Annotated in this window: 15 protein-coding genes; all 15 read right to left on the bottom strand. The window is 40.7% G+C overall.

Features of this window, described 5'->3' with window-relative positions:
- Positions 1-40: 40 nt before the first annotated feature.
- Positions 41-484 carry a DUF3846 domain-containing protein gene (locus tag BN2665_RS06625; protein ID WP_074042234.1) on the bottom strand — a complete coding sequence of 148 codons (444 nt, stop codon included), beginning with the start codon at positions 482-484 and terminating at the stop codon, positions 41-43.
- Positions 485-499: 15 nt separating this feature from the next.
- The gene (locus tag BN2665_RS06620) at positions 500-2,221 is read right to left on the bottom strand and encodes a DUF8193 domain-containing protein (protein ID WP_055666314.1); all 1,722 of its coding nucleotides are present in this window, start codon (positions 2,219-2,221) and stop codon (positions 500-502) included.
- A 70-nt stretch (positions 2,222-2,291) separates the two neighbouring features.
- Complete coding sequence (locus BN2665_RS06615) at positions 2,292-2,861, bottom strand: DUF6550 family protein (RefSeq protein ID WP_055666313.1); 570 nt, start codon at positions 2,859-2,861, stop codon at positions 2,292-2,294.
- A gap of 158 nt (positions 2,862-3,019) precedes the next feature.
- Entirely contained in the window at positions 3,020-3,565 is a 546-nt protein-coding gene (locus tag BN2665_RS06610) for a hypothetical protein (protein WP_055666312.1), read from the bottom strand.
- A complete protein-coding gene (locus BN2665_RS06605; protein WP_055666311.1) occupies positions 3,562-3,957 on the bottom strand; it encodes a DUF4320 family protein in 396 nt (131 codons plus the stop codon). The genes BN2665_RS06610 and BN2665_RS06605 overlap by 4 nt, the downstream gene beginning before the upstream one ends.
- Positions 3,958-3,992: 35 nt before the next feature.
- A complete protein-coding gene (locus BN2665_RS06600) occupies positions 3,993-4,880 on the bottom strand; it encodes a hypothetical protein (protein ID WP_055666310.1) in 888 nt (295 codons plus the stop codon).
- The gene (locus BN2665_RS06595; protein WP_055666309.1) at positions 4,868-5,653 is read right to left on the bottom strand and encodes a JAB domain-containing protein; all 786 of its coding nucleotides are present in this window, start codon (positions 5,651-5,653) and stop codon (positions 4,868-4,870) included. The genes BN2665_RS06600 and BN2665_RS06595 overlap by 13 nt, the downstream gene beginning before the upstream one ends.
- Positions 5,653-5,949 carry a hypothetical protein gene (locus BN2665_RS06590; RefSeq protein WP_055666308.1) on the bottom strand — a complete coding sequence of 99 codons (297 nt, stop codon included), beginning with the start codon at positions 5,947-5,949 and terminating at the stop codon, positions 5,653-5,655. The genes BN2665_RS06595 and BN2665_RS06590 overlap by 1 nt, the downstream gene beginning before the upstream one ends.
- Before the next feature lie 59 nt (positions 5,950-6,008).
- A complete protein-coding gene (locus tag BN2665_RS06585; RefSeq protein ID WP_055666307.1) occupies positions 6,009-6,938 on the bottom strand; it encodes a hypothetical protein in 930 nt (309 codons plus the stop codon).
- The gene (locus tag BN2665_RS06580) at positions 6,935-8,287 is read right to left on the bottom strand and encodes a CpaF/VirB11 family protein (protein ID WP_055666306.1); all 1,353 of its coding nucleotides are present in this window, start codon (positions 8,285-8,287) and stop codon (positions 6,935-6,937) included. The genes BN2665_RS06585 and BN2665_RS06580 overlap by 4 nt, the downstream gene beginning before the upstream one ends.
- Positions 8,280-9,032 carry an AAA family ATPase gene (locus BN2665_RS06575; protein ID WP_055666305.1) on the bottom strand — a complete coding sequence of 251 codons (753 nt, stop codon included), beginning with the start codon at positions 9,030-9,032 and terminating at the stop codon, positions 8,280-8,282. The genes BN2665_RS06580 and BN2665_RS06575 overlap by 8 nt, the downstream gene beginning before the upstream one ends.
- The gene (cpaB, locus tag BN2665_RS06570) at positions 9,022-9,834 is read right to left on the bottom strand and encodes a Flp pilus assembly protein CpaB (RefSeq protein WP_055666304.1); all 813 of its coding nucleotides are present in this window, start codon (positions 9,832-9,834) and stop codon (positions 9,022-9,024) included. The genes BN2665_RS06575 and cpaB overlap by 11 nt, the downstream gene beginning before the upstream one ends.
- Positions 9,835-9,855: 21 nt before the next feature.
- The gene (locus BN2665_RS06565) at positions 9,856-10,308 is read right to left on the bottom strand and encodes a prepilin peptidase (RefSeq protein WP_055666303.1); all 453 of its coding nucleotides are present in this window, start codon (positions 10,306-10,308) and stop codon (positions 9,856-9,858) included.
- On the bottom strand, positions 10,305-11,024 hold the full coding sequence (locus BN2665_RS06560; protein ID WP_195892665.1) for a DUF3848 domain-containing protein: 720 nt from the start codon (positions 11,022-11,024) through the stop codon (positions 10,305-10,307). Before BN2665_RS06560 ends, BN2665_RS06565 begins: the two co-directional genes overlap by 4 nt.
- Positions 11,014-12,330, bottom strand: a complete 1,317-nt coding sequence (locus BN2665_RS06555) for a DNA cytosine methyltransferase (protein WP_055666301.1) — start codon at positions 12,328-12,330, stop codon at positions 11,014-11,016. The genes BN2665_RS06560 and BN2665_RS06555 overlap by 11 nt, the downstream gene beginning before the upstream one ends.
- Between the last annotated feature and the right edge of the window lie 27 nt (positions 12,331-12,357).

Here is a 12,357-nt window from a genome sequence, read left to right as displayed (position 1 = left end):
AAAAATTTCAGGTGTGCCTAATAAAGACACACCTGTCGAATTACCGTTCTAAATCTTCTTCATCATCTTGTACAAATTCCATTTTGGCTAAAAAATCATCAACGTTGACCGCAGGTTTAACTCTCGCAAATATCATATTGTCCATCTCTTTGTAAGAGAAGTATTCCGGCTCTTTGAAGCGTTCTGTGTATTGCTCTACCTGCTCATCTGTTAAAGAAATGTCTTCACCATAACCATTATCGCCACAGATAAAAAAAGTACCGGCAATAACATCCCCATTATCAATTCTACGGTTACCGGTCAAACCCAATAATTTTCCTTCTTCATTACAATAAATGTGAGCATCATCTGTTAAATATAAGTACTCAATGGGACCACCTACCGCAGCTTGCATAGCCCTAAAATCATTTTCTATATCTTTCACATAAGGCTGTTTTTGTGGCTCAACAATGAGCACTCGAATCAAGTTTGTATTTCCGTCCATTCAAAATCCTCCTATTTACTGCTTTGGGGCAATATGCCAATCATCATATAATGATCCTGAAATATTTACATAATCGTTCAAATTCATTGACAACATTCCGGCAGGTGTCCATGCATCCTGAACATAGGTATAGACTCTATATTGTCCGTTCGGATACCATACTGGGCTGAAATGACATCTTTGACGATATGTGCTATATGGATTTACCTTGAATTCAAACTGTGCCGAATAACTGTTTACAGTACGATCCAGTAACCTCCAATAGGTTTCATATAAAAATTCGGGAAAATAACTTACCGCCGTTTGTGCACCGGTTACATGGCTGCTTGGCGCAGAAGATGAGAAATTTGTTTGGACCCTGTTATTGATACCGTAACCGCTTTTCATGGTTTTACCTGTTGCGGTAGGTGACTTGCTATCAGGTGTAATATTGCTTGATGCTGTCAGACTTGCACTGTAAACGTCGGTAAAAAAGTCATACCATCCATGATCTTCCCACCAGCCGTTGTCAACCCAATGCCCCCATTCGCCATGATCGCACCAGTCCCAATCGGAAATCCATACCCAATAAGGGTGCCATTTTGCCCACCAGACACTCCAGGTTGCATAAGTTTTCTGATTCTTGTTTGGAATGCTTGGTGTTTTAAACCCATCGTTTCTATCTTTTGCAGTTGGATCAGGCGGGAGATTTTTGTCAAGGTCAACAATTTTGGCTTTTATCACGTTTTCACTCAGATAACCTTTGTTTGTACTGACCGTTATCGTTACATTCTGTTCGGTCGATGGCGTTGTCCATTTGCACCATACCAGTTGACTTTCTCCTTCAGGAATTACAATATTGCTCATGGTGTATATATTTCCACCGACATTAAACGTTACTGTTGCAGGACTATCGGGATTGATTTCTTTTGTCGTATTAAGTGTTACAGCAGTAATCACCTGAGTGTTGGTTCTATATTCAATTGATGTATCAACCGGGTCAGTGGGCGGAGCATCTTTATAGCTTACAATTCCTAAACCCAAATAAGTAATAATTGTCGTATTGGATTGCCTTCCAGACGACGAGCCATTCCATGCAGGAAATCCCAAATCAGAACGTTCTAAAAACATAGCCAGTGGCAAGTTTTGATGGGTTAAGCTGACCATCTTACTCCTCAAACCACCGTTTTGTATCTGATCGTACAAAGCAGCTTCATGAGCTGTCATCCCCATCTGTATTCCTTGATACTTAAAATAGGCAATTGGTTCAAGGAGCAATTTATAATTCCCAGTCGTAAGTTGCTCAAAAGAGATATCAAAATCATTGGCAATCATTCGAGCTGCACCATCGGAACAAAAATAGTTTTTTATTGCTTCAATACTTGCGCTTACACTGCCACTGCTTATAATTCTCGGTAAAGACACAGCTGGACTGTGATATTGATAACTCCCCATAACAGGCGAAAGTTGGCTTCCGTTTCGATAGTGAATCTTTGATTTTTTCCCAAAATGCACTATATTTACTGATGGACTTTGATTTGTATAGTCAATGGGTGTCCCAACAGGCTTTCCTGTTTGTGTATCGATGATGGTAACTCTGACACCATCGTTACCGGGTATCCAGGAGTTTTGACTTGTACCGTTTCCCATCCCACCGCCACCATTATCTATGTTTCCATCCCCTTCTGCAAAAGCTGTTAACGGAGACACAAACAAAAGAACGAAGATTAGAAATATAGAAAATATTTTGCTTTTCATCTTGGCCTCCTTCTAAAATAAAAAGAGGCAAATCTTTACGACTTACCTCTGCTTAAATGCCTATATTCAGTTAATTCATGTTACCAATTTGCTTATTCCAGTCCCCATCCGATTGGCTTTTGATTTCTTGATTTGAACCACTGTTCTTGACCCAGCCAAAACCGGGAACATAGACTTCGCCTTTGCTGTTGGTTTCACCGCCCGTCGGCTTACCCTCTTTGGGTTTAGTAGGCTCTACCGGTTTGACCGTTACGGTAGGTTTTTTGTCCGAATTGGTCAGGTTTGTATCTTTAGGAATAACATGTGGTTTGTCATTATCCACTGCTGTGTCGGGCTTTGCGGGCGGTTGAGGTTTCACAGGGATTTCCGTCAACTGAATATCGTTTGGTTTTAATGTATTTGTGTCCTGTGTCTCTTTCGGAGTAACCTCCTGCACAGTAACAATTGGTTCATTTACTTTATCATTTTGAATTTCGCCCACAGATACAGGATTATTTGTATCCTGCGAGGTGGCCGGTAATTTAGTTTTGTCCGTTCCTTCTCCAAGCATTGCAAATATCCCTATAACAAGCAGAACACAAAGAGTGGACAAACCTGCAATTATAAATCCCCTTTTAATTTTAGGGGTTAATTTTTCCATAACAGCATACCTCCTTCTAAGGCATAAATCAATCTATCAAGTTTTGCAGCTTCTTGGCTACATTATACCACCGGACTTGCGTAACGTCCAGTAATAATTATGCACTATGTTTCGCATCATTTTCGGTGCTTTGTCAAGCCTAAATCATATAGGCTCTATCAGAACTTAGGTGTATAACCGGCTTTGAGTTTCATTTTTATCTGCATCGGCGGTAAATGCTCCCATCCAAAAGATAAAGGCACAGCTATATCAACTGTACCCTCAACGGTGAGTTGGCTGATTCCGTTTATATTTGACGGAGCCAAAGGAGCATTAGTTACACTAACCGATAACCCTGAAACTGCATATTCCAATGTACTGCCGGCATACTTTACATACTTGCCATTTTCTTGTTTCAATCCAAGATTATCCTTGAGCCTTCCGTAAATGTCACCGGTCGTTATATTTTGATTCCAAGATGTCCCTGACAGAACATATCCTCCTGAGTAGCCTTCCCGCAGACCGTTATATGCTTCATCCCAATTTTCAGTAGCTACATCAATTACTGCTGATTGTACAGCATCTCTTACACCTACTGCCACTATCATCAGCCTCATATACTCAAAGGCAGCACCGGACAAAATAATGATAGCAAGCACAACTGCAACAATTAAAGGTGTAGAACTGCCCGTTTTATTAGACAGGGCTTTTTTCAGTTTCGTCACTTATGATACACCTCCGATGTGCCCGTTGCTTTTGATGTTAGTGTGATTGGAAATGAAGCAAATTCACCAAACAGCCCAATGTTTACGGAAGAAGTCAAAGTAACGGTAAATTCCTCATTGAGTTGAATATTACCCATTCTCGACCATTGTATCGTAGGATTTAATCCTGTTTGATTACGAAGTTGTTCCCCTTTGACTGTGGTAGCACTTCCTACGGCACCGGTAATTTCAGCAGTCCTGCAAAGTTCAGAGGCAAATGTATCTAATTGTTGCTTTGCGATAAATACAGGCATAACCTTTACAATAAGCGCCAGGACCATTGCAATCGCCAAAACCAAAACACATGCATCAACAAAGCTCGCACCTTTTTTATCTTTAAATAACTCAATCAATCGTGACCCTCCTTTCCTTGAACATAAAAATACAGCTAAAACATCTTGCCAAGTGCATTAATAATCTCATAACCGAGGATACCAAGATACATGAGCAAGAAGCAGCCGAGCATAATAAATGAATATTTCTTGACCTTTCCAGGTTGTTTCATAGCAATCAATTTCAGCTTTTGAAGTTCCATTTGCTTAAAGGCATGGTTAAGCATTTCAAAATACATGACTCCGTTATCTCCGCGCTTTACAGATATAAGCCCTCGTACAACATCAGACAGCATGGTGCTGCCGATTCGAGATTCCAACCTTGTAAGTGCTGTTTCTTCGTTGCCTGATTTCATGTCCGCAATGGTTATTTCAAGTTCCTGTCTGAAGCTTTCTCCTGCACTTTTTTGATAGGATTGTAAAATCGCCGGAACATCACGAGTTGCTTTTAAAGACTGTGATACCGTAGAAACGAACCTTGGCAATTCATACTCAATTTCTTCCCGCTTCTGTCGCAGAATTTCATCAGCAAGGCGAAACTCTTTGAAAAGTACTGCAATAGCCAGCAATATGATAACCGGCGCCAAGATTGGGAGAATTGGTAAAATTGGTATAAGCAAAGCAGCTATCAGCCCTGATTTAACCCAAGCTTTTGCTACGTAAGTTTCCGGTGTAAGTTTGATACCTGCGGATTTCAAAGTAGCATTCATTTTTCTTTTCTTGTAATCGTCCATCCTTATAAATTTAGAAAGCTTGGAAGCCAATTCAAAAATAATGGCTTCCATGTTTTTTGTCTGCTTTTTATCCTGCCTTGCAGCACTTAGTACTGCCTTGGTTGTCGCTATCCTCGGCAGGTGAAGTGCCTCTGCAAAGATGAAGTACATACCTCCTGACAAAAACAACCCGGAAGCAGTCAAAATGAAGAACAACATCAAATCTCCCATTCCTCTTCCTCCTCGCTATCCTGTTCAAAAAAATACATGCTGTCCATTTCTAAATCATCTTTGTCCAACGTGTCAGCATTGTATCCCATTGTTTCTTCTCTGACTGTCTTCCCATCACTCAAAGGAACCGCATCATAACTTATACTTTTGGGAGATGGGAGGGGAATATTCCCCTTTTCGGCCATGGAGTAGTAATTGATATTTGCAACGATAATATGGTCTATCACGCTGATTTGAAGTGGTGCAAAGATGGAAACCAATTTTTCTGTGATATCTCGGTCTTGGATTGAAGGATTCAGGCTTCCCCCAGGATGATTATGTGCTAAAATGATTGATTTGCAGTCACAGTCAAGAGCAGCCTTCAGAACCATCCTCGGATAAACAACTGCTTCTCCGATACTTCCTTCAGATAATGTCCTTGTTTCAATGATGTTGTTGCCGCTATCCAAAAAGGCTGCCATAAACTTCTCTTTGTCTTTAATGCCGCCCAATAAGGAAACAAAATATTCTCCTGCTACCGTAGAAGCGTTTAGCACAATCTTGTTCTCTTTCTCCTGTAATTTGAGAAGCTTGTAGGTAGATATAAACTCATTTAAGACATGGATCTTTTCAAGCTGCTGTTTGTTAGGCTCAATAATGTTGGGGTGCTCTAAAACATTAAATAGATTGTTCTCAGCTGCATATTTTTTGAGTTTATTTTCAGAAATCCCTGTAAGCCTCGTCAAACCTTTAATGAAATTGGACGCATAAGCTTCATCATACTTTTTCTTCACTACTTTGCACCACCTTCCGTGCTGTCAATCTTCTGTGTTCTTATTTCATTGGTCACCAACTCCGGCATTACTTCTTCGCCCATACCGAACAGCACAAGCCTTACAGCATCCAGCTTTTCAAAGACATCAGCTGAAAAGTCGAAGGATTCAAGATTTTTGAAAAACGCCTCTGCCCCATTGTACTGGATGCACCTGCTGATTTGCTCTGTAATATCTGAGTCAACTTCAAAGAGCCTCCCTAAAAGTTGGGAAGCTCTTTCATAATCTTTCTGTTTAATTGTTTTATCTTGTAACATGGTGAAAACCCCTTTCTTGCTTATATTTGCGTTAAACGATTTTTGGTTTTGATTTGACTTTACCTCTTATACTCAATTGGCTTGGTAAGCCTGATTACTGCAGCAAAGGAAACGAGTATTGCAAAGGCAGATATAGCCAGTATCCCTTTACCAAATGCCGTATTTACAAGCACTGAATACCAATCCCTGTTTAGGAAATAAATAAGCGGAATATTTGCCACCAAAAGCAAAGCCATTGTGATAAATTCTTTCAATGGTTCATACATCAGATAATCCAGTTCTGCTGAAACAATCCGCATATCAGAAAGCTTTGAGATGATTGGTGACAATGTAGTTTTTAGTGTTTTGTCCTCCTGGCAGGCAATCATGGCATCTACCCACTCGCTAAAAACATAATGGTTCAGCTTTGGTTTCATATCGGTAAGAGCCTGTTTCACATTAACGTTAATCATTTTCGCCTGTGTTAAGAATGATTGAAAAACATTGGAGATTGGTGGATTCAGATAGCTGATATTCTCCTGAACAGCAGTAATGATACTCTCATTTCTCAAATAGCTTGTGGTTATGATTGACAGAGCTGTTTCCATTTCTGCATTCATTTGCTTTTTGTAGGAATGAGAAGTAAAAATCAAATACCAGAAAGGCACAAGTGCCAGTCCAATTGAAGCAACGGGAATCATTAAAAAGTTATACATGAGGACAGAAGCAAATAGCCCTATTACCATGAGAAAAAAGGATAACGCACATATTGCTCCAAATTTTCCTTCCTTGCCCATGAGGGATAAAACCTCTTTGGCATCTCTTACTGTTTTTCTGATTCCTTTAACAGGCTTTGGATTTTTTATCGCTTCAATTCTCTTTCCAATCGGTGTTTTGCGGTTCTGAAATGGCCTTACTACACTTTCGGCAAACTCAAAAGGCGATAAATCTAAAATTAGAAAGAATCCCGCAATCAGACCTGCAAAGGCGATTAAAATAAGCAATGTCATGCTACATCAGCTCCTTCCGTGATTTTTTCAAGCAGGCTTACAGGCATACCGTTTTCAAGAAGCCGCTTTTGCAGGCTGTGTGATATATTGCCGACCTTCTGATATTCACCCTTAATCTGCACCTTGCCGTCTACAACCGTATTCTCAGTGATATGGTAACGAAAAAGAGTGTGAATTTTGCGTGTCCCGTCTTCGCAAATCTCACACTCTGTTATTTCCATGACTTTACGGCTGTTATCCTCTAACTTCTTGACAAACATAACCAGCGGAAAGGCTTCTGTCACAAGGTTATATAAAGTTTTATCATTGATATCATATTTCTGGGTACACAGTGTTACCATACGATGGTATGTGGCGGTACAACTGTTGGCATGGGTGGTAGTGATAACAGCATGGCCGGTTCGAGCTGCTTCCTGTGCTGCAAAAGCTTCTGCCGATTTCATTTCACCGACACAGATAACATCAGGGTTGCAAGTAAGGGCATACTCCAAAAGTTTTTCCTGGTCGATATTCTGCTTGGGATCTTCCGAATATCGGGTGACGGTATGCACCACATTGTTGATAACATTGCCCTTTTCATCCTCTTTAACAAGGTCAAATTCCCGACAGCCATTCTCAATTGTAAAAATACGTTTTTCATCTGGAACGGTAGATAAAAGCCAGCTCATCAAAGTGGTTTTGCCCGAACCGGTACTGCCGGTTACACACATTGACAGCCCGTACCTCAAACAGGCACTTAAGAAGTCCAACATCTGTGCAGTGGCAGTACTATTTTTTATAAAATCATTTCTCGTCAGCTTCTGAGGATTAACAATACGGATTGAAGCAGCCACGCCCTTATCAGCATCAGTAATAGGGTTTCCTAAAACAGTAATACGGATTTTGTTGGAAAGATGCCCAACCACACCGGGCTGTGAATTATCGAGTATCATACCGGATTTGTGAAGTAATCTGCGGACTACATCAACGGCGTGTTCGGGGCTGTTAAACTTTTCAGAGGAAGGGAGAACCCTTCCATCTGAATAAGTTATCTTGACATCTTTCCAACTGTTGATATTAATCTCCTCAATATTGGTTGCAAAAAGATATTGGGTTAGAAAAGAGAACTCTGCCATCTCTGTGTACAGGCGCTCAACGAGTTCTTCTCCATTCATGCCTATTACGCCCAATCTGTAATCGGTAAGGTATTTTGCGATATACGCAGTTATTTGTTGTTTCTGTTCTGCCGGGTTATTTGCAATCATAGTGGCATATTTACTTGATAAGTATTCCTGTATTTCTTTTAGAACCTCAGAAAATTCTTTTTTGTTTTTAGCCACATTATAGAACAGGCCTATATTTCTACTCATCGCCAAACACCGCCTTTACAATTGACTTTATGACAGGATCATATATTTTTGAAGCTTTCCCGGGTATACTTTCAAAAAGTGTGAGAGTAGAATTTTGGTCATCAATGGCCTGTACATAAGGTAAAGTATAGGAAACACCGCCAAAAGCATTCTTATATTCTTCGCCATCCTGTGTCGGCCTCACATTTGAAAGCACTTTAATATGTTTGTCTGTATCGAATTTAGGCTCACTAAGCAGTGGCAATACGGAACGGAAATAGGATATGCTTTTTAAATCGCAGCTTCCAAGCCTTAATACTTCATCAGCCACTTCCAATGCTACTGTTGAAATAATACTTTCTGTCAAGATACTGGAACAATCTATAATCACATAGTCAGCAATATGGCGAAGAAGGACCAGCAGGTCTATAGCCCGGTCTTTCTTATACTCAGCATAGGAAAATGGATTTTCTCCGGATTTGTACCCAAGCAAAGTGATATACGGATTTTTATCAAAGGAAACACAGTTTCTTAAAATTACTTCCTGCGTAATGTTAGGAGCTGTTAATACTTCACCTATAGAAACATCAATCGGTATTTTGGATTTAAAAATAGCAGGCAGTGCAGGGCAGATATCATCACACAGCAGGATCAGCACATTTTTCTTTTGATCCGCAAGCTCTTTTGCCAGTTTTACGGCGGTAATCGTTTTGCCACTTCCTGGGCTTCCCCATACCGCTAACATTTGTTTCCCTTTATTCTGCATCAGTGTTGCCCTCCTCTTTCTGTTCATTCTGCTTGACGCTTGTAACTGTGTTTGGGGCGTCCTCCTTTTTTCCAAAGAGTTTGTCCTGTTCAGCTAAAAACTTGTCGGCATTTTCCTTAGTACCACGGTAAACCAAGGTAGCATGAACATTTCCTTTTTGTTCAAGGTCTGCAAGTACCTTAGCCTGTTCTGTATTGACAAGCAAAGTTATCGTCGCAGGTAATTTCTTTTCTTCGTTTTCACTATTGGTTTCTTTTTGCGGAACATATTCCTTATCATCGCCTGTTTCTGCGGTTACTGCTAGGACTTTTACATATTGGAGTTCAGGTGGAATGGTTGCGTTCCCCATGTTATCATAATTTGCAGATATAAGGGTTACGATATCACCGGCTTCCAATTTACCTGACAACCCGGCAGCAAAAAACTTGATGGTAATGGACATGGCAACCTTTGTCCCGTCCAAATCATTCAAATACTCAAACTCGGCAAGGGGCTTTTCAGATAGTTTTGAAGCAATGATATAGTCACCTTTTTGTAAATCAGCATTGACGTATTTCCCGACTGCACTGTCTTTACTCTTAATAACGTTGTCGGGAAGGTTATATGCCCCCACTTTCACCATTTCCAGCTTGTCAGCAGTTAGCACTTCACCTTTCTTCACTGTTGATGATACTCTGACAATTTCCGTTTGTGCACGCAATCCACTGTTAAACAAAGGTGTAAGCCCAAAGCAAATGACAAGAGAAAGGAAAATACATACCAGTCCGATGACTGTTCGGTTTTTAAAAATACTCAAATTCATATTTAATAGTCCTCCTGTTTTTTAAATGATTGCACTCAGTAAAAGTGCCATGTATGAAAAAATACCTCCTGCGCAGAAAAAAGGTGCAAGAGGTAGTGTAATTGAGTTTAGCTTTTTACTTTTACTCGAAAGTCTTATACATAGTCCTGCTATTACAGCAAGAGTAAGAGAAATGACGCTTTGCATAGCCCCAAGGGGTGTACCCAGCACAAAACCACAAGCAGCCATCAACTTTATATCACCGCCGCCAATTGAAAAGCAGTTATCCCTGTGTATCAGGATTGCCGCAAGAAAATACGGCAGTCCTGTCATAACAAGCCCTGAAAATGCATTCCAAGGATCAATTGCCAATAATCCTGTTATCATTAGGAGTAATGAAATAGTATCCGGAATTTCACGTTTTCGTACGTCCCATACAGCAGCCAAGATGAGCAGAAAGGCAAACATTCCGCCTTTTATTATCAGAATCATCATTGCTCTAATTCTTCCTCAATTTCTTGGGGAATCTCCTGCTCTTCGTTTTCATACTCGGCATAATAGTCTTCCATAATGGCAGGAGGTTTACCGTAAATATGATAATTATGAATTGTCAGTTCATGCTCCTGTGTGTCAATCATACTATTCATGCTGTCACGAAGCATATCCATATAGGAATAATCGCTGTGCTGCCATTCGGTATAAATGCAGTCCAATGGATTTTGAATCGTCAGCAGGATGTTTATTTGCTTCTTGTCCAAATCATGATATTCAAGCAAGGACAAAATATCTGCTTTCATTACAATCTCATAAGCCACATCAATGATTTGCTGTGGTGTTTTTCCTTTCAGGTTTTCAAGAAATTCCGCATATTCGTTGCTTGCTCTTTCATAAAGCTGACGATCTCTGTCATCATAGTCCAACTGTTCAAGAAAGCGATGTGTTACTTCATAGAAGTCATTTCGATCTAGTTTCAGAGTTTCAAAATCAAGTTCCGACCAATAGTCAAACATACGGTCCAGAATGTTATCCAGTTTTTCAATCAGACCTGCCATTCTTTCCGTCAGCGGAGTATTATACAAGGCATTTCTAAAGGCAGTTTTTACTTGCAAATCATTAAAGAATATATCGTCGCGCTTTGCTACGGGGACTGATTCTTCGAACTTTTTGAGTTCCTCATCAATTCTCTTTATTACTCCTTCCTTATCTGCCACAATCATCACCCTCCATTTCCCGTTTAACTTCCAATATTTTCATCCCAAGTGCAAAAACCACTGTAACCGTTACTGAGTTTCCTGCTTGTTTATACAGTTGATTATCAGAGTTGATTGTCCTTGCTTTATCAAACATCTCATCAGAAAATCCCTGCAATCGCCAGCATTCTCTCGGTGTTAATCTGCGGATACGGCCACAGCCAATAAAAGCCGTTCCTTGGTTGCATCCGGTTTCCAGCGTTTGTTCCACACCTTTGCCTATTCGCCCTCGTCTTGTTTTGCTATTAGGAAAAGCAAAGTTAATGCTGTCACCGCATCCGGCTTCTGCATACCCCAGTTTTGTCGCTTCCTTGATTCTGATTCTTTTTTGGCAGTTCTCACAATCACAGAGCATAACACCGTGGCGGTCTTGTGCTGTCAAAGTAAAACTCGGTTCACCGCAAGGTTTAAAGCGCGGACCGTTTTGCCTTTTCTCTATTCGGTTCGGAGTCAGGACAGCTCTCGCACATGCATAATAAACGCCGGAATTATCAGCCCCTCGGTTGGTAATTCCGGCGTTATATCTCGCTTTTATACAGCGAGCCATGTCGGTTATTTTACTATTTTTGTTTAGGTCAACGAAATACAACCCTGTTTTTCCACCCCAGCCACCGCTTTGAGCTGAAAGGGTTACACTTGTACCCTCGGGACTGTATACTCTCTGTCCCTGCATTCCTCCAATGAGTTGGATAAGAGTTTTTCCGTCGCTTCCGGTGAGAGGAAATATTTTTCCGGGACTTTTGTTTCCAGAATGTCTATAAGCGACAATATAGATCCGTTCTCGATTTTGTGGGACTCCGTAATTACGTGAATTAAGAAGTCCGTACTGACAATCATAGCCGAGTGTGGCCAGCGTATAGAGAATGGTTGTAAAGTCCCATCCTCGATTAACGGATAACAGATTTTTAACATTTTCAAAGATAATCCATTGGGGTTTATCTTCGGCATTTTTGCCCTGGATGAATCTAACAACTTCAAAAAAGAGTCCGCTTCGCTTTCCGTTAAGCCCTCGCTGGCTGCCTGCGACCGAAATATCCTGACAAGGAAATCCGGCAGTCCAGATGTCGGCTCTTGGAATTTCTTCAGGTCTGACTGCTGTGATGTCTTTTGCAAACCATTCATCCTCCTTTACATCAAAAATTGCCCGGTAGCTTTGATCGGCAAATTTATCTATTTCGCAATGCCCGATACATCTCATCCCACAGGCTTCCAAGCCTGCCCGAAAACCGCCAATTCCACTGAAAAAATCAATGAAGGTCATTTCCATAGGCAAATCACACTTCTTGTCCCAATA

The organism is Desnuesiella massiliensis, from assembly GCF_001403615.1.
GTDB lineage: Bacteria > Bacillota > Clostridia > Clostridiales > Clostridiaceae > Desnuesiella > Desnuesiella massiliensis.
The sequence above is the reverse complement of the archived record's forward strand: the minus strand, read 5'-3'. Positions and strand labels throughout refer to the sequence as shown.